Origin of the sequence: Pseudoalteromonas sp. Z1A8 (genome assembly GCF_011378855.1) — a bacterium.
GTDB lineage: Bacteria > Pseudomonadota > Gammaproteobacteria > Enterobacterales > Alteromonadaceae > Pseudoalteromonas.
This window is the reverse complement of record NZ_WTLB01000030.1, coordinates 21,704-44,415: the sequence shown is the minus strand read 5'-3', so window position 1 is coordinate 44,415 and position 22,712 is coordinate 21,704. Positions and strand designations below refer to the sequence as shown.

The 22,712-nt window shown below is 39.1% G+C and carries 19 protein-coding genes; 15 read left to right on the top strand and 4 right to left on the bottom strand.

Annotated elements, in window-relative coordinates; translation table 11 throughout:
* Positions 1-136: 136 nt before the first annotated feature.
* Complete coding sequence (locus GQR55_RS12755) at positions 137-1,024, bottom strand: LysR family transcriptional regulator (RefSeq protein ID WP_166420906.1); 888 nt, start codon at positions 1,022-1,024, stop codon at positions 137-139.
* Between the two features lie 102 nt (positions 1,025-1,126).
* Here GQR55_RS12755 and GQR55_RS12750 point away from each other — a divergent pair, with 102 nt between their 5' ends.
* From GQR55_RS12750 to GQR55_RS12730, 5 genes are all read left to right on the top strand, one after another.
* Complete coding sequence (locus tag GQR55_RS12750) at positions 1,127-1,501, top strand: isochorismatase (RefSeq protein ID WP_166420905.1); 375 nt, start codon at positions 1,127-1,129, stop codon at positions 1,499-1,501.
* Between the two features lie 415 nt (positions 1,502-1,916).
* A complete protein-coding gene (prfC, locus tag GQR55_RS12745) occupies positions 1,917-3,506 on the top strand; it encodes a peptide chain release factor 3 (protein WP_166420904.1) in 1,590 nt (529 codons plus the stop codon).
* Positions 3,507-3,563: 57 nt separating this feature from the next.
* Complete coding sequence (argS, locus tag GQR55_RS12740) at positions 3,564-5,306, top strand: arginine--tRNA ligase (protein WP_166420903.1); 1,743 nt, start codon at positions 3,564-3,566, stop codon at positions 5,304-5,306.
* A 565-nt stretch (positions 5,307-5,871) separates the two neighbouring features.
* A complete protein-coding gene (gene pdxH / locus GQR55_RS12735; protein WP_166420902.1) occupies positions 5,872-6,510 on the top strand; it encodes a pyridoxamine 5'-phosphate oxidase in 639 nt (212 codons plus the stop codon).
* A 21-nt stretch (positions 6,511-6,531) separates the two neighbouring features.
* Complete coding sequence (locus GQR55_RS12730) at positions 6,532-7,299, top strand: TatD family hydrolase (RefSeq protein ID WP_166420901.1); 768 nt, start codon at positions 6,532-6,534, stop codon at positions 7,297-7,299.
* Here the strand turns inward: GQR55_RS12730 and GQR55_RS12725 are convergent.
* Positions 7,266-7,886, bottom strand: coding sequence for an AhpA/YtjB family protein (locus tag GQR55_RS12725; protein ID WP_166420900.1), 621 nt, complete (start codon positions 7,884-7,886; stop codon positions 7,266-7,268). The two genes, GQR55_RS12730 and GQR55_RS12725, sit on opposite strands and share 34 nt — an antisense overlap.
* A gap of 152 nt (positions 7,887-8,038) precedes the next feature.
* Here GQR55_RS12725 and serB point away from each other — a divergent pair, with 152 nt between their 5' ends.
* On the top strand, positions 8,039-9,067 hold the full coding sequence (gene serB / locus GQR55_RS12720) for a phosphoserine phosphatase SerB (RefSeq protein WP_166420899.1): 1,029 nt from the start codon (positions 8,039-8,041) through the stop codon (positions 9,065-9,067).
* A 20-nt stretch (positions 9,068-9,087) separates the two neighbouring features.
* Here the strand turns inward: serB and GQR55_RS12715 are convergent, their stop codons facing one another.
* Positions 9,088-11,565 carry a PilZ domain-containing protein gene (locus GQR55_RS12715; protein ID WP_166420898.1) on the bottom strand — a complete coding sequence of 826 codons (2,478 nt, stop codon included), beginning with the start codon at positions 11,563-11,565 and terminating at the stop codon, positions 9,088-9,090.
* A 362-nt stretch (positions 11,566-11,927) separates the two neighbouring features.
* On the opposite strand from GQR55_RS12715, the gene radA reads away from it, so the two are divergent.
* Both radA and GQR55_RS12705 read left to right on the top strand, forming a co-directional pair.
* Positions 11,928-13,313 (top strand): DNA repair protein RadA, encoded by a 1,386-nt coding sequence (gene radA / locus GQR55_RS12710; RefSeq protein ID WP_166420897.1) that lies wholly within the window; start codon positions 11,928-11,930, stop codon positions 13,311-13,313.
* A gap of 75 nt (positions 13,314-13,388) precedes the next feature.
* On the top strand, positions 13,389-14,321 hold the full coding sequence (locus GQR55_RS12705) for a hypothetical protein (protein ID WP_024598619.1): 933 nt from the start codon (positions 13,389-13,391) through the stop codon (positions 14,319-14,321).
* A 68-nt stretch (positions 14,322-14,389) separates the two neighbouring features.
* Here the strand turns inward: GQR55_RS12705 and argE are convergent, their stop codons facing one another.
* Complete coding sequence (gene argE, locus GQR55_RS12700; RefSeq protein WP_166420896.1) at positions 14,390-15,550, bottom strand: acetylornithine deacetylase; 1,161 nt, start codon at positions 15,548-15,550, stop codon at positions 14,390-14,392.
* Positions 15,551-15,773: 223 nt separating this feature from the next.
* Here argE and argC point away from each other — a divergent pair, with 223 nt between their 5' ends.
* The 7 genes from argC (at position 15,774) to GQR55_RS12665 (ending at position 22,616) form a co-directional block, all read left to right on the top strand.
* Positions 15,774-16,787 (top strand): N-acetyl-gamma-glutamyl-phosphate reductase, encoded by a 1,014-nt coding sequence (gene argC, locus GQR55_RS12695; protein ID WP_166420895.1) that lies wholly within the window; start codon positions 15,774-15,776, stop codon positions 16,785-16,787.
* On the top strand, positions 16,788-17,555 hold the full coding sequence (argB, locus tag GQR55_RS12690; protein WP_166420894.1) for an acetylglutamate kinase: 768 nt from the start codon (positions 16,788-16,790) through the stop codon (positions 17,553-17,555).
* A gap of 7 nt (positions 17,556-17,562) precedes the next feature.
* Positions 17,563-18,495, top strand: a complete 933-nt coding sequence (locus GQR55_RS12685; protein ID WP_166420893.1) for an ornithine carbamoyltransferase — start codon at positions 17,563-17,565, stop codon at positions 18,493-18,495.
* Positions 18,492-19,694 (top strand): argininosuccinate synthase, encoded by a 1,203-nt coding sequence (locus GQR55_RS12680; RefSeq protein ID WP_007581653.1) that lies wholly within the window; start codon positions 18,492-18,494, stop codon positions 19,692-19,694. The genes GQR55_RS12685 and GQR55_RS12680 overlap by 4 nt, the downstream gene beginning before the upstream one ends.
* Before the next feature lie 51 nt (positions 19,695-19,745).
* Complete coding sequence (gene argH, locus GQR55_RS12675) at positions 19,746-21,611, top strand: argininosuccinate lyase (RefSeq protein WP_166420892.1); 1,866 nt, start codon at positions 19,746-19,748, stop codon at positions 21,609-21,611.
* 265 nt (positions 21,612-21,876) lie between these two features.
* Positions 21,877-22,080 carry a hypothetical protein gene (locus GQR55_RS12670; protein ID WP_166420891.1) on the top strand — a complete coding sequence of 68 codons (204 nt, stop codon included), beginning with the start codon at positions 21,877-21,879 and terminating at the stop codon, positions 22,078-22,080.
* Positions 22,081-22,094: 14 nt separating this feature from the next.
* On the top strand, positions 22,095-22,616 hold the full coding sequence (locus tag GQR55_RS12665; protein ID WP_166420890.1) for a hypothetical protein: 522 nt from the start codon (positions 22,095-22,097) through the stop codon (positions 22,614-22,616).
* The last annotated feature ends 96 nt before the right edge of the window (positions 22,617-22,712 follow it).

Genomic DNA, 22,712 nt, shown 5'->3' with positions numbered 1-22,712 from the left:
AGTTATTTTAATTTAATAAGTTACGTATTATTAAAATAGTATTTTAGTGCTTGAATAAAATTTACAATATTTATACATATAAAAGTAATTTTTTATGCCTTATATATTTAAAAAAGTGCTGTAACGCTTATTAAACTTAAGTTGTAAGTTTGTTTAAGTGCTTTGTTATTTCATCAATGCATATTTTTACAGAGATTGGCATGTTGCGCGTGTAGGGCGTTAATGCATAAATACTTTTACTACTAAGTGAGTAATCGGGGTTAATTACCTCAAGTGAAGGCTTTACCAAGTTTAAGTAAAAATCAGGTACCAGACCCATTCCAGCTCCTGCTTTTATAAGCGATAAACAACTATGGAACGAGTTTGCAAGGCAGCGAGCTTGGGTACTGAAGTGAAGTGCTTCCCCATGTTCATTTTTAAAAGTGTGATCTATATTTAACCCTTGCCAAGTGTTAGCGATGTAAGGTGTTTTATTTAATATTTCAGACTCTAGTTGTTTAGGGTTTTTAATTACTCCCGTTTTTATACACAGCCTGTCGGTAAAGCTACCTATGCGCTTTTGTTTTAGGGCGCTGTCTTTTGAGGGACCTACTCGAATAGCGAGATCAATATTATGATCTAAAAAATCTATATGCTGATCGGCACTTACAAGCTCTGGCGTTAATTTGGGGTATTGAGTCATTAAGTTAGCAATAACAGGGGTAATAAGCGTTTCCATTAATGCATTCGGAGCGGTTATCTTTATATTACCAGTAGGCTCTGCTTGTTGAGTTTTTACGGTATCCCATGCCGTAGTCGCGATATTATTTAATTCTTTACATTGTATGTAAAACAGCTCGCCGGTTGGCGTTAATGCTTGCCTACGCGTTGTGCGTTTTAAAAGGGTTACCCCAAGCTCTAGTTCTAACGCTTTTAAATGCTGGCTTACTACCGATTTAGAAACATTAAGTTTATCAGCTGCGGCAGATATAGAACCTGCCTCAACAATATTTGCAAACACCGACATTTGTTTAAATTTACTCATGTTTATTGTTCTGTTTTTCTAAACTGTATTTTTTATTATCTTTGTTTTTAGTATTAAAAGATATGACTAATATAAGCGTAATTTATTAACTACAGGTGATCTATGAATAGCGAATTAGTACTTCAAAAATGCAAACAAGGGATAGCGGATTGGCAGCATGCATTTAATAGCCAAGATGCAAAAGGCTGCGCGCAACAGTATTTTTCTGATTGTGAAATGCATGCACGCCCATTTGGTGTGTTTAATGGAGAGGCTGCGATAGAAAGCTTTTGGCAAGGGATCATGGATCAAGGCTTTAAAAATGTGCAATACACTGATGTAACATGGGAAAAGCTTGGTGAAGATGGTTATGTTTTATCAGCTAAATGGACAATGAATCAAGCACACGGTGTTGTTCATCGCGAGCATTGGGTTGTTGCAGCCGATGGAAAAGCAAAGTTAAAAAGTGACGATTTTGAAGTGTTAGGTGAGCGCTAAGTAATTATTAATTTAGAGTCGAGTATGTGCTAACTGGTAAGTCTAATTTATCTAAGGTTTTGAAATAAAATACTTATATAAATTCCTCGGTGAAAATAAGCTTAAAAAGCAACGAATCATCGCTTAAGCAATTATAAAATGGTCTGTAATTTAATTGCTGACCATATTTCAAATATTTCTATTCATATCTCTTCATTACAAAGCTAAGATATTTTTAAGTTAGATAGCACACTTTTATACCGACTCCTGTTACAATTGCCATTATTAAAAAATTAGCTATTGGCGTTTTATTATCAGCTGTTTATAACGTTAAAATCAGCGAAAATAGTAGCTAATTACGATCAACATTACGGGTTTACTCGCAAGCGCTTATTTAAATGCATTCAACCCCGCATCAAACTAAAAGAATTTATTAATGGCAGACCAAACTATTATCAATGAAATCAGCAAGCGAAGGACTTTTGCTATCATCTCTCACCCGGATGCTGGTAAAACAACTATCACCGAAAAAGTATTGTTGTTCGGACAAGCTATTCAAAGAGCCGGTACTGTAAAAGGTCGTGGCTCTAACCAGCATGCAAAATCTGACTGGATGGAAATGGAAAAAGAGCGTGGTATATCGGTTACTACCTCGGTAATGCAATTTCCGTATAACAATGCGCTTGTTAATTTACTTGATACGCCAGGACACGAAGACTTCTCGGAAGATACTTACCGCACGCTAACAGCGGTAGATTCGTGCTTAATGGTTATTGATGCGGCAAAGGGTGTAGAAGATCGTACCCGTAAGCTCATGGAAGTTACACGCCTGCGTACAACGCCAATTGTTACGTTTATGAATAAGTGTGACCGTGAAATACGCGACCCAATGGAAGTATTGGACGAAGTTGAAACAGAGCTTAATATTGCCTGTGCGCCCATCACTTGGCCAATTGGCTGTGGTAAAGAGTTTAAAGGTGTTTACCACATTCATAATGACGAAGCTGTTTTATATAAAACAGGTCAAGGTCATAAAATTCAAGAAGTTCGCACTATTAAAGGGCTTGATAATCCAGAGCTAGATATCGCTATTGGCGAAGACTTAGCTGCGCAATTACGCGATGAACTTGAGCTTGTTATTGGTGCATCAAACGAATTTGATTTAGAGCTGTTTTTAGCCGGTAAGCTTTCGCCTGTTTATTACGGTACTGCACTGGGTAACTTTGGTGTTGACCACGTTTTAGATGGTTTAACTAAATGGGCACCAACGCCATTACCGCGCGAAACAGAAGACAGACTTGTTGTTGCAACTGAAGAAAACTTTACCGGTTTTGTATTTAAAATTCAGGCAAACATGGATCCGAAGCACCGTGACCGTATTGCATTTATGCGTATTGTATCGGGTAAGTACAGCCAAGGCATGAAGATGAATCACGTGCGTATTGGTAAGCAAGTGAGTATTTCTGATGCGGTAACCTTTATGGCGGGCGATCGTGAGCGAGCAGAAGATGCTTACGCTGGCGATATTATTGGTTTACATAACCACGGTACAATTCAAATTGGTGATACATTTACCCAAGGCGAAAAACTTAAATTTAGTGGTATTCCAAACTTTGCCCCTGAGTTGTTCCGCCGTATTCGCTTACGCGATCCGCTTAAGCAAAAGCAATTATTAAAAGGCTTAGTACAGCTTTCAGAAGAGGGTGCTGTGCAGGTATTTAGACCGCTTATAAACAACGATTTAATTGTAGGCGCAGTAGGTGTACTTCAGTTTGATGTGGTTGTAGCACGTTTAAAAGCTGAATATAACGTAGATGCTATTTACGAAGGTATAAACGTAAATACAGCACGCTGGGTAGAAAGCAGTGATGTTAAAAAGTTTGAAGAATTTAAACGTAAGTGCGAAAGCAATTTAGCACTTGATGGTGGCGATAACTTAACTTACATAGCGCCGAGCCGTGTAAACCTTAACTTATCGGTAGAGCGCTACCCAGAAGTAACGTTTAACCATACACGCGAAAACTAGAACTCATTCAAAGAATTAAAAGAAAGCCTGCTTTGGTGGGCTTATAAAGGTAAAAACATGAATATTCGTACTATTTTAATCGAAAAAGCTATTGCAGCTATGGCTGGCGCAGGCTTACCTGAAGACACAAACCCAGCAGTAACGCAAAGCACACGCCCACAGTTTGGTGATTACCAAATTAATGCAGCAATGGGCGCAGCTAAAAAAATGAAAAGCAACCCACGAGAGCTTGCGCAAAAAATTATAGATAACCTTGATGTAAGCGATATCGCAGAAAAAACTGAAATCGCAGGCCCTGGTTTTATTAATATTCACTTAAAGCCTGAGTTTTTAGCGCAAAGCGTTAAAGCAGCTAATAGCGATGCAAAGCTTGCTGTAAACGAGCACGCTAACCCACAAAAAGTAGTGGTTGATTACTCATCACCAAACCTTGCTAAAGAAATGCACGTAGGTCACTTACGTTCAACTATTATTGGTGACTCAATTGTACGTGCGCTGGAATTTAGAGGCGACACAGTAGTACGTCAAAATCACATGGGTGATTGGGGCACGCAATTTGGTATGTTAATCGCGCATTTAGAGGATCAAATTAGCCAAGGTGTAGATTTAGATACTGTTGCACTTGCCGATTTAGAAACTTTTTACCGCGATGCTAAAAAACGCTTTGATGACGAAGAAGGATTTGCAGATAAAGCCCGTAATTACGTTGTTAAACTACAAGGCGGCGACGCACACTGTGAAAAACTTTGGAAACTATTTATAGCCACCTCAGTTAAGCACTCTGAAGAAGTATACAAACGTTTAAATGTAACGCTTACCCAAGCCGATATTATGGCTGAAAGCGCATACAACGCTGAGCTTAAAGATATAATTAGCCTGCTTAAAGATAAAAACATTGCAGTAGAGTCGCAAGGTGCACAAGTTGTATTTTTAGATGAGCTGGCAAATAAAGATGGCGAACCATCTGCGTTTATCGTACAAAAATCTGGCGGTGGCTTTTTATATGCAACAACCGATTTAGCTGCATGTGATTATCGCTCAAATAAACTAGGTGCTGATCGTATCTTAATTTTTGTTGATGCACGTCAAAACCTGCATTTTACTCAAGTAGAGCTAACAGCGCGTAAAGCAGGTTTATTAAGAGACGAAACAAGTTACGAGTTTTGCCCATTTGGCACCATGATGGGCGCCGATAACAAACCATTTAAAACACGTACTGGTGGCACTGTAAAACTTGCTGACTTATTAGAAGAGTCAATTAACCGCGCAGCAACTAAATTAGCTGAACGCGAGTCTGACTTAAGTGATAGCGAGCGCAGCGAAATTGCCCGTAAAGTAGGTATTGGCGCAGTTAAATACGCTGACCTTTCTAAGCACCGTACCAGCGATTACATTTTCAACTGGGACAGCATGCTAAGCTTTGAAGGCGCAACCGCTCCTTACTTACAATATGCTTATACACGTATACGTAGTATTTTCCGTAAGTCAGGCGTTGATGCAACTACGTTAAATTCAGACGTAGCAATTGTTGAACCTCAAGAAAAAGCACTTGCACTTAAGCTACTACAGCTTGAAGAGGTCCTTGATTTAATGATCAATGAAGCAACACCGCACGTACTATGTGGTTACTTATATGAGCTAGCAAGTTTATACATGACATTTTATGAAGCCTGCCCAGTACTTAAAGAAGGCGTAGAGCCAAGTGTACGTGATAGCCGTTTAGTGCTGTGTAATTTGGTTTCTAAAACATTAGAAACGGGATTGGATTTGTTAGGCATTGAAGTCATGGAACAAATGTAATCACCGTCGTATTTTAACCTAATACTGCGTTATCCACCCCGACTTACCCTAATCACATACAAACCGTATGCTCATAGGGATAAGTAGGGTTGGATGCCTTGTCTTAGGCTAAACTACTTAGGCTAAACTACTTAGGTGAACCTTCTGCTGCGTGTAGTTCGCTTTGACTGCGTTGTCGTGCTTTTTTAGCCTAAGTCACATACTAAATGTATGCTCCTTGGCATAAAAAAGCACTCCGTCTTGTCAGCACTTCTACACTTGCAGATATCTGAGTTGTGTAGTTCGCTTTAGCTGCGTTGGTAAAACTATTTAGCCTAAGTCACATACTAAATGTATGCTCCTTGGCATAAATAGTTTTACCGCCTTGCTAGCACTCCTACACTTGCAGAAGTAATGTTTTACATTGTAGGTTGGGTAGAGTGAAACGAAACCCAACGATACACTTGAGACTCTATGCTTCTTGCTATTGATATACCTGAATCTTAATATTTGTTATTACTCAACATCTAATGTTTTAAGCTCGCTACTCTAAGCTCTTTTCTAGGCTTTATTTAAAGGACTTGTTATGAAACTCGAAGATATCCGCCGTGAATACCTGCAAGACGCGTTAAGCGAAGATAACTTGCAAGATGATCCGTTTAAGCAGTTTGAAACTTGGCTTGAGCATGCGGTAGCAAGCCAGTTACCCGATCCAACAGCAATGGTTGTAGCAACTGTTGATGAAAGTGGTCAACCTTCACAGCGTATTGTGCTTTTAAAGCATTTGGATGATGACGGTTTTGTCTTTTTTACCAATACAGGCTCGCGTAAAGCCCAAGAGCTTAAAGGCAATAACAAAATTTCCTTGCACTTTCCGTGGCATCATATGGAGCGCCAGGTTATTGTGTATGGCGAGGCTAAACCATTACCGACATCAGCCGTTGCAAAGTACTTTTTATCGCGCCCTAAAGAAAGCCAATTAGCAGCGTGGGCATCAGCGCAAAGTCGGCCTATATCGTCGCGTAAAGTGTTGATGGAAACCTTTGCCAACATGAAAAACAAGTTTTCTAAAGGTGAAATTCCACTTCCTGATTTTTGGGGTGGTTACTGCGTAGTCCCCACTAAAATTGAGTTTTGGCAAGGCGGAGCGCATCGCTTGCACGACCGCTTTATGTATCAACGCCAAGCTGATAACAGCTGGCAAATTACACGCTTAAATCCTTAATAAATAGATGAGTAAGTAACCGTGCAATTTATTGACTCTCATTGCCATCTCGACTTTAGTGAGTTTGATTCGAATCGTGAATCACTCATAAACGAGTGTGTAGCAAAGGGAGTTAATCAGTTCGTTGTGCCTGGTATAACGCTTGCTCAATCGCATGCCCTCATAGAGCTCAAAGCAACCTACCCAAGTATAAAAATAGCCGCAGGGCTGCATCCTTACTTTTTAGATCAACATGAAGAATCGCACATAAAAGCGCTTTTTGAGTTCGCAACTACAAATAAGCGCCAACTGGTAGCTATTGGAGAGTGTGGACTTGATCGAAGTATTGAAAACCTTCCTAAACAAACTTATTTATTTGAGCAGCAAATAGCGCTTTCGAATGAGCTTAATTTACCGCTTATTGTTCACCACAGACAAAGCCATGATTTAATTTCGCAATCTTTTAAACGTTGTAGGCCAAAAAACGGGGGAGTGATTCATGCCTTTTCGGGCTCACTTCAACAAGCGCAGTATTATATTAAACACGGTTTTAAGCTTGGTGTAGGCGGTGTTATTACGTATGAGCGGGCAGCTAAAACACGTGCTGTTATTGCTGCTATTGAGCCAGAGCACCTAGTACTTGAAACAGACTCACCTTCAATGCCGTTAAGCGGTCATCAAGGTGAAGTTAACACGCCATTGCATATACCTAGTGTGTTTAACGCGTTATGTGATTTAAAGCCATACAGTGATAGAGATGTACTTGCCAAACAGCTTTATGATTCTTGCTCAGATGTTTTTTGCATATAGCGATTTACCTGCCAGCGTTTTAACCCTCGGCCTAATTGCCACGTAAAAATACAGGCAATCACTAGCATTAATAAAACCTGCCTACCTAAATCATGAAAATGATTATGGCTATCGGATATCGCAGCGCGAGTTAAATAAGTAACCGACACAAAGCCAATAGGGCGGTCGTCATCGCTTATTACCGGCTCCATAAAAGGCGTTTTTAATTTGCTTATCCCAGGCGTAGAGTCAGAAAGCTGACCATAAACATGGTGCGACTGCCAATTATCGCTACTGGCTAATAAAATACCCTGTTGATCGTAAATAGTCGCCGAAAGCACAAACTCATCTTTGCTTATATCGTTACAAATGGCATTGAGTTGTGGTTTGTTTTTTTCAATAAGCGGCGTTTTTACATTCAAAGCCATAAATTGAGTGAGGCTTTTTGCGGTGCTGTCTGCACTATCATAAAGTAACTGATGACTCTGAAAACTACTATTAACACCTACCCAGCTTAGTAATACAAAACAGCCAGCCGCAAGTATTAAGCGAACAAGTCGCTTTCTTTGAGATGCGGATATAGGGTTTTTAATATGGTTATTTTTCATAGTCACCGTTTATGCTGCTGACAGCATTTTGATTTGATGTTACAACTACACTAACTATAACCTTAAACCCCACCTGATGGCGAATTTAGTGTTGAGAATACCCATTTTGATATGCCAACTATCAGGAAAATAAAAACAAACACGGAGATCCCATGTCGCAAATCAACATGGCACAGCCAACTGCTGAGCAACCATTACAACGCTTAACTCTAAATACATGGTTTAGTTATAGTGGAGGTGTATTTACCCCTCTCGATCATATCCCAAACAAAGCATTGGGGTTATTTAGCATCGCGTTTGCAGGTGATTTTGAAGAAAAACATACTATAAATATTATCGACTTTTTAGCTACGCATAACCAAACAGTAACCGCCATATGCCAATACCAACCAGATTTAGGGTTATCTCCAGCACTATGTTTTTACACGCAAAACTGCGATCAAGCTATAAACCCGCTCGTGTTACAAGAGTTTTCAAACACGCTTGATTGCCAATTAGTGCAAGTTGCTACACCGCCTAATTTATATGAGCCTGGTTTATTGGTTATGGATATGGATTCAACTGCAATAACCATTGAGTGCATTGATGAAATAGCACGTCTTGCGGATGTATACGATGAAGTTGCTTCTGTAACCGCTCTTGCAATGGCGGGTAAACTTGATTTTAGCGAGAGTTTAAATCAGCGCGTAGCCAAGCTTGCGGGTATTGAAAAAAGTTTAATTGAAGAGCTAAAAGGTGTATTGCCTTTAATGCCTGGTATTAAAGCACTGTGCCAAATTTTAAAGCAACATAATTGGTATTTAGCAATTGCATCAGGTGGTTTTGTACCGTTTGCAGAGCGCGTTCAAGAGCTTATTAATTTAGATGAAGTACACGCTAATGTACTTGAATTTAAAGACGATAAACTAACAGGAAAAGTACTAGGTACAATTGTAGATGCACAGCAAAAAGCAATTATTTTAGAGTCTCTCCAACAAAAGCTAGAGCTTGAAAAGTCGCAAACAGTTGCTATTGGTGATGGCGCAAATGATTTAATCATGATGGCAAAAGCAGGTTTAGGTGTAGCAGTACATGGCAAGCCTAAAGTAGTTGAGCAAGCACAAGCGGCTATTTGTGAAGGATCATTATTGCAATTGTTGTATATGTTGGCTATTCCGTTAGAAAATGAGCCCGCTCTTTAAAGTTGTTTAAGTTAAACCGCTTAGCGCAAGCGGTTTAACCAAATTAGCTTACGGCGGCCCATTTGTTCAACTTGCTCTTTTTTAAGTTCTAAATGGCTTAAAGCTTCTTCAGTTATATCTACTACATCACCCACGCCTGCAACAGCCCATAATGCTTCTTCTAAATCTTTTGCTTTGTGCATTGCGTACTGGCTTACGTATTTAAGCTCATTAGATAGGTAGTCAGTATCGGGGCGGCCTGTGCGCGAAATATACAAACGCATCACAAATATAAGCTGTGATGTAATGCCTTTGCTAATTTGTTTATAAAAGCTGGAGTAGTCTTCACCTAGGGCGCATTGGCTAACAATAGCCTCTTCAATACTGCCTTTACGAGGGTCAAAATTAATAGCGAGTGTAAAAGCGAGTGGTGGGTCTTGGCGGCTACGATCTTTTATATTAGGTGTTATTACATTAATAATCTGCTCTTCGGTCAGAATGCTCGAAAAATCAGTTTTATTGCCTAATAAACCAAAGTTTCGCAAAATCACATGAATAGGGCTAGCGTATAAACCATAACCAATTGCACCCGTTTTAAAGTGTGCTACTTCTTTGTGTAAATACAGCGGAAATTGGCAAACGCTTTTCGTCACCATATTTCTAAGTGCGGTAGATAGGCCTTCTACTTTTGGCGCTTCTTCAGATACTTTAAGTTTGTCTTTATTCCCTTCTATTAGCTGAGTGAAAAAGGTCACGCCGGCATGGGGTAAATCAGCAATGCGATTCGCTTTTAAGTTGATAGTAGTGAATGATTTACTGATGGCCATTACTTCGTACTTTAGCTCACTAAGTTTATGCTTTTTAGTTATTTTTTGAAGCTCAGGAAATGTTAAAAGTACAATGTCGCCTTTTTTAAATGTAGCTGGTTGTTCGCACTCTAACTGCAAACCCATTACTGAAAAGTCACGTGTATAACCGTTAAATACTTCATCATTAATCGTGACACTAACCGGTGTTTTATAAAGGTAGCGCTTATGTGAGCGTAAATTTACGTATTCAAGTGGCACAATATCTAAATAAGGTGGAGTTTTGTGTTTAGCATGACCAAAATGCTTAAGCTGATTTACTAATGCTTTATCAAAAGTAAGCTGTTTATAATCTGCTTGCTCTGCTTTATTGCCAATACTAGTGAGTACAACAATATATTTAACGTCTTTTATAAGGCCTTTTACACGAGGTGAAGGCGGCTTATTTAATTTTTCTATATTTTCACCAGCACTATTTGGTAATGAAAGCGGTATAAAAGAATCATCCGGGTGGCTTGGCATTATTTGTATTTTAAAGCACTGCCAACTCTCTTTTTGACTACCAAAACCTAAAAATAAATCGCGTAAATTAGGGTTGTTACTTAGTTCTGTACGCGTTGCTGAGTAGTAATAAATTTTACCTGATGATACATGGGTAAATGTATAGAGATAATCTTCTTTAACCGCGGTTATTTGAGTTAATAATTGTGTAATACGCTGATGGTTAAGTACATTGTATAAACATGGAACTTTTCTTTCGTCGGTAAAGTAGCGCTGGATAAAAATATTATTTTCAGTAGTAAGGCTAAGGCTTGGGTAATATTGCTCATCTTTTTTGCTTAAAAATACATATAAAGACGTTACACGAGGGATGTAATATTGCTCATAGCCCTTAGATACTACAGCATCTAGTGTATTATCTAGATTTACTTTATAACGACGTTTATTACCGTGAATAAAGCTTTCTAAAAAGTCATTAAAGGCATCGTTATTTTCTATGTAAGTGCGTTTTAAGCGGATGTGGTTAAATTCGCGAGAGATGTTTTCTACGGCAACAACTTCGTATTGAATACCGTTTTTTAAGCCAAGTTCAAAGTCTTGTTCAAGGCCCACTAGGCGCATTGCAATTAGCTCGCCTTTTTTTATAGAGTAACGTGTTGCAAGCTTAACCTTACAACCGCTTAAAGATATATCTGAAGTACTAGCAGCAATATTCTTTTTATCTTTGTAATCAATAGTTACCTTTATTGAGTAATTCATTCGCTCTTCACGGCGACTCTCGTAAGAGGCAAACTTAATGACTTCAGTGCTTAAGTTACTTTCTAATTCTTGTAATTCTGACTTTTCGGCGGCTTGTTTTTGCAATACGCGGTGGTTGTTTTCTGTATTCATTACGGCTTCGTAAACGGCTAGGGTGTATTCTCCATGCTGTTTAAGTGCTTTTTCAAACACTTCAATGGCTGTGTCATCCATAAAGTGTTGTTTACCGTTATGCTCATACGGTTTTACTTGGCCTGTTACTAATCCACGTAGATCAACAAAGCGTGCCACCGGCTGAGATAAGCGCGACATTTCCATTTTCATCAAAAATTGCTCAGGTTTAGTTAACCCAGCTGTTTTTGATTTAAAAATTAGGTCAAATTTAGCATTACCTAAATATGTTTTTAACTCATTCACGAGGTCTTCGTGTTTGAGCATTATGTCATCAGCCATTTATAAAACCATCACCGTCTAATTGAAAAAGTAGGTATACTGTTAAGTCCATTTATTAGAAATTCAATAAACGTTAAATCGCGCTATGTCATTAATATAGGTACGATTATTCTAGTTACTACCGTTTAGCTCTTGTTATTATGTGTTATTTGCCATTTTGTTGGCAAGTTACTTTAAACTATTTTAAAGCAAAAAGTATGCCCTAAATTATCGCTAAAAAGAAACACCATTTTTATTTAATGATTGTGACGCTAGATTTTCATGCAAGCAAGAGTTTGTTGCTAAGTAAATGCTTGAAATGGCAAAATAAGCATTTAACAGTAAATGTTTTTAAAATTAAAGAATCGTAGATAAGGTTATAAATGACTAAAGCGGCAAAAATAGAGTTTGTGTGTACCGAATGTGGCATGAACTACCCACGTTGGCAGGGTCAATGCCGCTGCGGTGCGTGGAACACATTAGCAGAATTTAAACCTTCAGCAGGGCAAAGTAAAAAAACATCAGTTCGAGCGAATGTAGGCGGTTATGCTGGCGGCGCTGGTGGTGGCTCTAAAAAAATCAATGATATTGCTACATCAGAGGCTGAAAAACAGCTAACTGAAATAGGCGAGCTCGATCGCGTACTAAGCGGCGGTGTAACTACCGGCTCTGTTAATATTATTTCAGGTGACCCAGGTGCGGGTAAAACAACTTTGCTATCGGACTTGGTGGCGCGAATGTCACAACGTATGCCGTCACTTTACTGTACAGCCGAGGAGTCATTATCGCAGTTTAAAAATAGGGTTAACCGTTTAAAGTTAAACTATAACCCTGACGAGCTTTATTTACTTTCAGAAACGAGCGTTGAAACTATTATTGAAGAGCTCGAAAAGAATAAAATTAAGTTTGCTGTCATCGACTCTATTCAAGCAGTTGTAACCGAAACGGCAAATGGTAGCCCAGGCTCGCCTTCGCAAGTAAAAAGTGCCGCCCAAGCATTAACTCAATACTGTAAGCAAAACGATGTAACTATGTTCATTATTGCTCACGTAAATAAAAATAATGAAATAGCGGGCCCGCAAACATTGGTACACATTGTAGATGCACTGCTACATATAGACACCAACGATGGGCAAATTCGTACCCTTAGGGCAAATAAAAACCGCTTTGGCGATATTGATACAGTTGGCATTTTTAAAATGTGCGAACGCGGGATGTTAAGTGTTGATAACCCGAGCGAAATATTCTTATCGGGGTCTACAACCGATTCACCAGGTTCTACAATTACCTGTATCCGTAAAGGTAACCGTAATTTATTACTTGAGATTCAATGTTTAACTACCGAAACTGAGGCTGAGTTTCCGCAGCGTGTTTGTGTTGGTTTAAACATGAATCGTATAAAAATGCTGACCGGTATATTACGCAAACACACTAAAACTAAAATATTTCACGATACTTTTTTTAATATTGTTGGCGGCCTAAGAATTGATGAAACAGAAACGTGTATTGATTTAGCATTGGTTACCGCGCTACTTAGCAGCTTAAATGAGTTTGTTGTACCGCGAACCACTTGTATTATGGGCGAGCTTAGCTTAAACGGCGATGTACGCCCAATCGATAGCGGTGTACCACGTGTTAAAGAAGCCGCTCAGCATGGTTTTACAGAAATATATATTCCATTTCGTAATTATCATAAATCAATGGAAGGGCTTGGTGCTAAAATTACGCCAGTTAAAACAGTACATGAGTTGCTTAGTTTAATTAATTAACACTTACGGGTGTTAATGTGTAATGTTACTCTTAATAAAACTCGGTTTACACAAAGAATAGAATAAGGAAATAACATGAAAAAGTTAGTAATAGTTGCAGCAATTGTAGCTGCGGGCGTTGGTGGCGTGAGCTATGCAAATTATGTAGCTACACAAGAAGTGCGTGCAGAAGTAGATAAGCAACTTGCTTTAGTAAGCGAGCAAACTGGCGCTACATTTAAATATGCTGGTTTATCAGCAAGTGTTATTTCAAAAAGCGTAGAAATAACAAACATGGAAGTAATAAGCCCTGAGGGTGACAATGTTGCTAATATTCAAAGCATTGAAATAACTGGTTACGAGCCAGATAAAATATCACCACATACATCGTTTGATGTAAAAAGCTTTCAGTTTGACAAAGATTTTGTTTCAAAACTACCAGCTGATACAAACGAAATGCTAGCGTCGGCAAGTTACGACTTACATTCATCACTTGATTACGATGAAGAGTCTGGCAATAGTGATGTAGTTGTTAAGCTTGATGCAAAAGACATTGTTAGTTTTAACATGGATATGGGCTTGGCTAATTCAAAAGCCTTAATGGATGCCTCATTAGCGATTAGTAAAGCGCAACAAGAAGCGGGTAACCAGCCACTTACTTACGAGCAAGAGTTACAGCAGCAAACACTTGTTATGCAAGCAATGAGTAAGTTAGAGCCACGTAATGTTAGCTTTGTTTTAAATAACCAAGGTAAGCTAAAAGATTTATTATCAAGCGAGCTTGAAAAGCAAGGTATGACGCTTGAGCAGATGGAAATGACGCTAGAGCAACAGTTGCAACAAGCGCCTGTTACTGAAGACATAGCCGCAGCTTTAACTAGCTTTGCTAAAGGTTTAAATTCATTTAGCGTATCTGCAAAGCTACCTGAAGGTAAAACCATGATGGAAATTAATCAACAAGTTATGATGCTAGTAGGGCAACCTGAAGAGCTAGTTAAGTTTATTAATTTAGAAGTTAAAGGTGATTAAATATCAGTATTTAATCATTTAATAAAGGCGCCAATTGGCGCCTTTATTATTTGTGTTGTTATAAGCTGCTAGTGACTCTGATAGCTAAAGCAATTGGCTTTAATAATATCGGTGATTATTTGTTGGGATGGTTTTATTTTTTCCATTGCTAAAAACTCGTCAGGTTGATGCGCTTGGTTAATTGAGCCAGGGCCCATTACAATTGTTTCACAACCAAGCTGTTGTATAAAAGGAGCTTCAGTACAATAATTTACCGCGACCGCTTTTTGTCCCGCTATTTTTTCAGCCATTTTTACTAAAGCACTGTCGGTGCTGCCACTAAATGCAGGAATGGGCTCGTGTAAATCAATAACACTCACTGCGTTAGGGTATTGATCATTAATATCTTTCATTGCATCGTGTACTAATGCTTGTAGTTCTTTAATACTTAAACCTGGTAATGGGCGCATATCTATGTGCATTTCACAGCAACCACAAATTCTATTCGCGTTATCTCCACCATGAATATTACCCAAATTCAATGTAGGGTAAGGTATTTCGAAGTGTTCTATTGAATACTTATGCTTTAATTGTTCTTTTAAGATCATCAATTTTGTAATCACTTTATGCATTACTTCAATGGCGTTAAGACCACGTTCGGGATCGGAGCTATGCCCAGAGCGACCAACTACTCTTATTGCTGTACTCATATGGCCTTTGTGCATAAATACTGGAGTCATATCAGTAGGTTCGCCTATTATACAGCGTGCAGGTTTTAAATTGGGGTGTTTACATATTTGTTGTGCACCTGCCATTGTTGTTTCTTCATCGGCAGTGGCGAGTATTAAAATAGGTTGAGTTTGGTATTTTTCATCAAGTTCACTGATCGCTTGCAATACAAAGGAAAAAAAGCCTTTCATATCAATACTTCCTAATCCATACAATTTATTATCGAGTTCGGTAAGTTTAAACGGATTATGATTCCAACGACTGTCATCAAAAGGCACTGTGTCGGTATGACCAGCTAGCATTAGTCCGCCATCACCTTCTCCGCGTTTTGCTAATAAATTATAGCGTCCTTTACCTCCTTCTAATTCTATAATTTCACACGTAAAACCGAGTGTTTCGCACCAACTGGCTAGGAGTTCGATTACGTTTTTATTGCTCATACACAGGTTGTCTTCAATAGCACTAATAGAAGGGGCTGCAATCAATTGTTGGTACATGGAAATAAACGAAGGTAAAGGCATAAAAAAATCCAAAATAAGTATTCAATTTAATTGCATAACAATATAAAAGTATTTATGATGAATATCAATTCACTTTTTAAGCATAAATATATTAAAGTAACGCTATGAAAATAATGCGACGATAATCAAAATTCATTAATAAAAAAGACTTAATTAGCATCTAAGCTAGTTTAAGCGAACATTATAAGTAAGTAGTAACTAATTTTAAGATAACGAGTAACAAATGAATGTAGTGATTATTGGCGCAAGCGGTTATAGCGGCGCAGAGTTAGCAAGTTTAGTTGCTAAGCATACAAACTTAACTTTAACAGGCTGTTATGTATCAGAGGGTAGCTTAGATAAAAATAAATTGCTAAGTGATTTATACCCAGAGCACCTTGGTTTACTAGACTGCCCTTTACTTCCTCTTAGCGTATCAGCTTTTGATGACATTCAAAGTGATGCTGATTACGTATGCTTATGTACCGATCACAAAGTAAGTGTTGATTTAGCACCGCAATTTTTAGCTATGGGTAAAAAGGTATTTGATTTATCAGGTGGCTATCGCCTAGCAAGCAATGACGACTACGTTACTTACTATGGTTTTGAACATCAACATCCAGAGCTTTTAAATGAAGCCGCTTACGGTCTAGCTGAGTGGAACCATGATGCTATAGCTAACGCAAAACTAATTGCTGTTGCAGGTTGTTACCCAACAGCTGCGCTTAATGCACTTAAACCACTTAAACAAGCCGGCTTATTGAGCAGCGAAAGTATTATTATTATTAATGCAGTATCGGGTGTTACGGGTGCTGGGCGTAAAGCGAGTGTAGGTACTCACTTTTGTGAAGTATCGCTTACCCCTTATGGTTTGTTTAACCATCGCCACGGTCCTGAAATTGAACAACACCTTGGCCACAAAGTATTATTTACTCCACATTTAGGTAGCTTTCCGCGTGGTATTTTAGAAACTATTTATGTACAACTTAAGCTAGGCGTTACCAAGGAAAACGTTACTGCGGCTTATCAAGTACTTGCTAACGAGCCATTAATTCGCTTGTTAGGCGATAAAATACCGTCAATTAAAGGTGTTGCTAAGCAACCATTTGTTGATATTGGTTGGCAACAACAAGGCACACAGTTAATTGTAATGTCTGCTATTGATAACTTATTAAAAGGCGCTGCTGGACAAGCTTTGCAGTGTATTAATATTTCTATGAATTTAGAGCACACTACCGGCTTAAAAGGAGCGTTTTAAATGAGTAAAAAAACGTGGGTAATTAAGCTAGGTGGTGCAGTACTTAATACAGAAAATGCTGCTAAAGCATTGTTTGATGTACTCAATGAGCAAACAAATGATGAATTTGTCATTGTGCATGGCGGTGGCTCTTTAGTTGATACATGGTTAAAGCAAGCGGGTTTTGCTAGTGCTAAACACCAAGGTTTACGTATTAGCCCAGCAGAGCAAATGCCTTATATAGTTGGCGCACTTGCAGGTTGCGCTAATAAACAATTAATGACACAGGCTATAAGCGCAGGGCATAAACCGGTTGGCTTAAGCCTTTTTGAGGCGGGTGTTACTGCAACTCAAAAGTTAAAAGCGCTTTGCTTAGTGGGTAAATGCACAAGTAACGACGATTCTATTATTAACGACTTACTTAAAATTGGGCGTTTACCAATAGTTAGCTCGATTGGTTTTGACGAACAAGGTGTGTGGTACAACGTAAATGCAGATGAAGCTGCAGCGGCTATTGCCAGTAATTTAAATGCAGAACTAATTTTTATGACGGATGTAGAAGCGGTACTTGACGCAAATAAACAACCGTTACATCAACTTGACACAAAACACATTGATACTTTAATTACAGATGGAGTAATTGTGGGCGGGATGGAGGTCAAAGTTAAGACCAGCCTTCACGCTGCCCAACATTTACGACGCGGTGTGTATATTTCCAGCTGGCAAAAGCCAGAAAATTTAACTGCTCTGCTGCAAGGCGAGCATGTCGGAACAAAGATTACACCATAGGTTTATTATGTTTGAGAATTTTTTAACGGGTTTAGAATTAGACCAAGAAGGCGCACTTAATTTATTAAAGTTAGCGCAAGATATAAAAGCAAAGCCAGAAAAATACAGCCAAGTATTATCGGGTAAATCAATCGTAACATTGTTTGAAAAGCAAAGTTTACGTACACGTTTATCGTTTGATATAGGCATTAATCGCCTTGGTGGTCATGCTGTTTATTTAGATCAGCAAAATGGCGCTATGGGTGCACGTGAATCAATTAAAGATTTTGCACTTAATATTTCTACTTGGGCCGACGGTATTGTAGCGCGTGTAAATCAGCACAGCACATTAACCACGTTAGGTGAATATTCATCGGTACCTGTGGTAAATAGCTTGTGTGATTTATATCACCCGTGCCAAGCACTTGCTGATTTTTTAACACTTCAAGAAGTACATGGCGATGTGAGTGAGCTTAAAGTGGCTTACTTAGGCGAAGGCAATAACGTGACTCATTCATTGATGTTACTGGCCGCAACGCTAGGTACTGACTTTGTTGCTGTAACACCAAAAGGGTGTTCACCAGATTCACAAATACTTAAAAAAGCTGAGCAAATTGCAGCAATGAATGGCGCATCAGTTATGGTAAGCGATAGAGTTGAAGCTGCGGTTGGTGCAAACGTTGTATACGCAGATACATGGGTATCAATGGGTGATACAACACCGCTTGAGCAAGTAAAAGAAAAATACATGCCTTATCAATTAAATCAGGCATTGCTAGATCAAACAGGTGCGACTACGGTATTACATTGCCAACCGGCACATCGTGAATTTGAAATTACCTCTGAGGTAATGGACGGTCCATCATCAAAAATTATTCAACAAGCAGAGAATCGTATGCATGCGCAAAACGCTCTGTTAGTTACATTATTAAATCCAAATTTTGTTAAGGAACACCTATGAGTTCAATTAAAAAAGTCGTTTTAGCCTATTCAGGTGGTCTTGATACGTCGGCTATTGTGCCATGGTTAAAAGAAAACTACGGCTGTGAAGTAATTGCATTTGTTGCCGATGTAGGCCAAGGCGCAGAAGAGCTTGAAGGCGTAGAAGCTAAAGCAATCGCCTCTGGTGCATCTGAATGTTACGTCGTTGACTTAAAAGATGAAATGGTAAGTGACTACATTTACCCAACGCTTAAAACGGGCTCAATTTACGAAGGTACTTATTTATTAGGTACGTCTATGGCGCGCCCAATTATTGCTAAAGCACAAGTTGAAATTGCACGTAAAGTAGGTGCTGACGCACTTTCTCATGGTTGTACTGGTAAAGGCAACGACCAAGTTCGTTTTGAATCATGTTTTGCAGCACTAGCCCCAGATTTAAAAGTAATTGCGCCATGGCGTGAGTGGGACTTATCGAGCCGTGAATCATTACTTGATTACTTAGCAGAGCGCGATATTCCGTGCTCGGCATCAGCTACAAAAATTTATAGCCGTGACGCTAACGCATGGCATATTTCGCACGAAGGTGGCGAGCTTGAAGACCCATGGTGTCAACCGACTGAACAAGTATGGACTTGGACTAACTCTCCAGAGCAAGCACCAGATAAATCAGAACTAGTAACTCTAAAAGTTGTTGAAGGCGAAGTGGTTGCTGTAAATGGCGTAGAGCTTAAACCATACGATTGTTTAGTTAAATTAAACGATATTGCATCACCTCATGGTGTTGGACGTGTTGATATTGTAGAAAACCGTTTAGTTGGCATGAAGTCGCGCGGTTGTTATGAAACCCCAGGCGGCACCGTAATTATGGCGGCCCTTCAAGCCATTGACGAGCTAGTGCTTGATAAAGCAAGCCGTAAATGGAAAGAAGTACTGGGCGGCGAGTTCTCGCATTTGGTATACGACGGTCGTTGGTTTACACCTCTTAAAGATTCTATTTTAGCCGGTGCTGAAGCACTTTCTAAAGTGGCAACAGGTGAAGTGGTACTTAAGCTATACAAAGGCCAAGTAACTGCAGTTCAAAAGCAGTCACCAAATAGCTTATACAGCGAAGCATTCGCTACATTTGGCGAAGACGATGTGTACGACCAATCACACGCTGAAGGCTTTATTCGTTTATTCTCGCTTTCAAGCAGAATTTCAGCACTCGCTAAAAAGTAAATTATTTATAGCCCCTGTAAAAGGGGGCACTACAGGGTTTGGAGAGATTTCATGGCATTATGGGGCGGACGTTTTTCTACGGGTCCAGATGAGGCGTTTAAGCAATTTAACGACTCTCTTCCCTTCGATTATCAGCTAGCGGAGCAAGATATTATTGGCTCTGTGGCATGGGCTGGCGCGCTTGAACAAGTAAATGTGTTATCGAATGATGAGCACAAAGAGCTTGTTGCGGCATTATATGAGTTACTTGAAGAAGTAAAAGCTGATCCACTCGCAGTAGCTACTTCCGGCGCAGAGGATATTCATTCACATGTTGAAGCTGCTTTAATCGAAAAAGTAGGTGATTTAGCTAAAAAATTACATACAGGCAGAAGCCGTAATGACCAAGTAGCGACAGACTTTAGATTATGGTGTAGAGATACAGCCGAACATATTTTAAAAGCAATTGAGCAGCTTAAAGGTGAGTTTGTTGCTTTAGCTGAGCGTGAACTGGGTACAATATTACCAGGTTATACGCACTTACAACGTGCTCAGCCAGTATTATTTAGCCATTGGTGTATGGCTTATGTAGAAATGCTAGAGCGTGATGAAAGCCGTTTACAAGATGCAAAAGCACGCATGAACTTTTGTCCACTTGGAAGTGGCGCATTAGCCGGCACAGCTTACCCCATTGATCGCCAAGCACTTGCACAAGGCTTAGGCTTTACAGGCGCTACTAAAAATAGCCTTGATGGCGTATCTGATCGTGACTTTGTTGTAGAGCTATTAAGTTGTGCGTCTATTTCGATGATTCATCTATCACGTATGTCTGAAGATTTAATATTTTACAACTCTGGTGAAGCGGGTTTTATTGAGCTTGCTGATAATGTAACGTCGGGCTCATCGCTCATGCCTCAGAAGAAAAACCCTGATGCACTTGAGCTTATTCGTGGTAAAACCGGGCGTGTGTTTGGTGCGTTTAGCGCGATGATGATGACGTTAAAGGCGCTGCCACTTGCCTACAATAAAGATATGCAAGAAGACAAAGAGGGCATATTTGACGCGATGCCAACATGGCTGGCTTGTATTCATATGGCACAAGCCTGTATTAAAGGCGTTAAAGTAAGAGGCGATCGAACTCTTGCTGCTGCTAAAGGTGGCCATGCTAATGCGACAGAACTTGCAGATTACCTTGTTGCTAAAGGCGTACCGTTTAGAGAGGGGCATCATATTGTGGGTGTGCTTGTTCAGCTTGCTATTAGTGAAGGTAAAACACTTGAAGATCTTTCGCTTGCGCAGTACAAATCGGTAAGCGACGTGTTTGAAGACGATGTATATCCGGTACTTGAAATTGACGCCTGTATAAAAGCGCGTCAAGCACTTGGCGGTACATCCATTGAGCAAGTAACGAATGCAATAAAAGAAGCGAAAAAAAAACAGCAAATAACGGTTCGTGATGCCAACTTAGATGATGTTGAATCAATAGCTAAATTGGTTCAGCACTGGGCAACTGTAGGCGAAAACCTACCGCGTGCTAAAAGTGATATGGTGCATTCAATAAATGAGTTTGCTGTAACTGAAATTAACGGCAGAGTAACTGGGTGTGCGTCGTTGTATATATACGACACTGGCCTTGCTGAAATACGCTCATTGGGTATAGACCCACAAAGCGTTGTTTCAGGACAGGGTAGACAGCTAGTTGAGCACTTATTAGTTAAAGCCAAAAAATTGGCACTAAATCGGGTAATCGTATTAACACGTGTTCCGGACTTTTTCGAAAAGCAGCGTTTTATATTTTGCTCTAAAGAGAGCCTGCCTGAAAAGGTAATGAAAGATTGTGAACTTTGCCTTCGTAAAGAAAATTGTGACGAAGTAGCAATGGAATATATTTTGAAGTTAAGTACACGTGCGGAGATCCCGTGTAAATACGTAGCTTAAAATCCCTGGATATAAAAAACGTACGGTTACCCCTGTGCGTTTTTTTATGTTTGCTGCAAACTGGTCGGATCTGTTTGGGTTGATTATATAAGTATGTTTTGAGTGAGTTTTAAGGTGTCAAAAAAAGTTGGCACATTGGTTGCTTTGTATAAGGTAGATAGCAAAATAGCTATCACTACTTTAAACAGGTAATGCATTTATCTACATAATAATGTGGTTAAAAGTTGCACCAAATATAATTAAAACTTTTACAAGGATCAATCACATGCAAGTTTCAGCTAATAGTCAATTACAAATGCAAGCATACAACAAAACACAACAATTAAAGCCTGCAATGGAACAAACTGCTAGCCCTAAAACCCTGCAATCTGATACAGTAAGCATCTCTCAAGAGGCTATTGCTGCAGCAAGCAGTGATAGCTTACAGCGTGGTGGTGGTTCTATCCTTTCAGGACAGAAACCTAAATAAATATAAGGTATTGAATGTTTTTAACTGAGTTCTTTGGTCTTTTTTCATTATCAGCTTTTGTTATGTGGGCTTTTTTAATGGCTTTCTTTTTTAATATTTTTGTTTACAGCTTAGGTGTTAAAAGAAAGACGACTTTATTACTCAGTTCATTCGTTATGATGGTATCGTACACTGCGACGGATTATTTTTATACTTGGCTTTCCTATTATCAAACAACCTATCTTGACTGGGCTTTACACGACATAGTCACAGTTTCTTGTCTTGTAGCTCTATTTTTTGTAATAAAGAAAACAACCCCTTCTTTTTTGTACTTATTAATCGGTCTTTTTATTAATACTACCTTTTTTATTTTGATGTACTTAGATGTTTATTTTTATGAGAACCTCGAACCTTGGTGGTTTTGGAGCCTCTATCAGTTCACTATAAATATTATAGATATATTAATGGTTGTATCATTAATAGTAGATAGAGATTTCTTAGGGCTTCATATGGTAAAAAGTAAACTAATTAATTTACTTTTTTCAAGAAAAGTATAAGTAAAGTAGTTTAAATGTACTTCTCTGAAGCCTTAATAGGTTATGTGGGGGCATTCCCGCAGTGGGGCTTTTTAATGGCCTTCTTATATTGCTTAG

Excerpts from the sequence above, each read along its gene's own strand:
- GQR55_RS12680 (WP_007581653.1), top strand. The coding sequence starts at position 18,492 with ATGAGTTCAATTAAAAAAGTCGTTTTAGCCTATTCAGGTGGTCTTGAT.
- argS (WP_166420903.1), top strand. The coding sequence starts at position 3,564 with ATGAATATTCGTACTATTTTAATCGAAAAAGCTATTGCAGCTATGGCT.
- radA (WP_166420897.1), top strand. The coding sequence starts at position 11,928 with ATGACTAAAGCGGCAAAAATAGAGTTTGTGTGTACCGAATGTGGCATG.
- GQR55_RS12750 (WP_166420905.1), top strand. The coding sequence starts at position 1,127 with ATGAATAGCGAATTAGTACTTCAAAAATGCAAACAAGGGATAGCGGAT.
- GQR55_RS12755 (WP_166420906.1), bottom strand. The coding sequence starts at position 1,024 with ATGAGTAAATTTAAACAAATGTCGGTGTTTGCAAATATTGTTGAGGCA.
- argC (WP_166420895.1), top strand. The coding sequence starts at position 15,774 with ATGAATGTAGTGATTATTGGCGCAAGCGGTTATAGCGGCGCAGAGTTA.
- argE (WP_166420896.1), bottom strand. The coding sequence starts at position 15,550 with ATGCCTTTACCTTCGTTTATTTCCATGTACCAACAATTGATTGCAGCC.
- GQR55_RS12715 (WP_166420898.1), bottom strand. The coding sequence starts at position 11,565 with ATGGCTGATGACATAATGCTCAAACACGAAGACCTCGTGAATGAGTTA.
- GQR55_RS12685 (WP_166420893.1), top strand. The coding sequence starts at position 17,563 with ATGTTTGAGAATTTTTTAACGGGTTTAGAATTAGACCAAGAAGGCGCA.
- pdxH (WP_166420902.1), top strand. The coding sequence starts at position 5,872 with ATGAAACTCGAAGATATCCGCCGTGAATACCTGCAAGACGCGTTAAGC.
- GQR55_RS12705 (WP_024598619.1), top strand. The coding sequence starts at position 13,389 with ATGAAAAAGTTAGTAATAGTTGCAGCAATTGTAGCTGCGGGCGTTGGT.
- GQR55_RS12725 (WP_166420900.1), bottom strand. The coding sequence starts at position 7,886 with ATGAAAAATAACCATATTAAAAACCCTATATCCGCATCTCAAAGAAAG.
- argB (WP_166420894.1), top strand. The coding sequence starts at position 16,788 with ATGAGTAAAAAAACGTGGGTAATTAAGCTAGGTGGTGCAGTACTTAAT.
- serB (WP_166420899.1), top strand. The coding sequence starts at position 8,039 with ATGTCGCAAATCAACATGGCACAGCCAACTGCTGAGCAACCATTACAA.
- argH (WP_166420892.1), top strand. The coding sequence starts at position 19,746 with ATGGCATTATGGGGCGGACGTTTTTCTACGGGTCCAGATGAGGCGTTT.
- prfC (WP_166420904.1), top strand. The coding sequence starts at position 1,917 with ATGGCAGACCAAACTATTATCAATGAAATCAGCAAGCGAAGGACTTTT.
- GQR55_RS12670 (WP_166420891.1), top strand. The coding sequence starts at position 21,877 with ATGCAAGTTTCAGCTAATAGTCAATTACAAATGCAAGCATACAACAAA.
- GQR55_RS12665 (WP_166420890.1), top strand. The coding sequence starts at position 22,095 with ATGTTTTTAACTGAGTTCTTTGGTCTTTTTTCATTATCAGCTTTTGTT.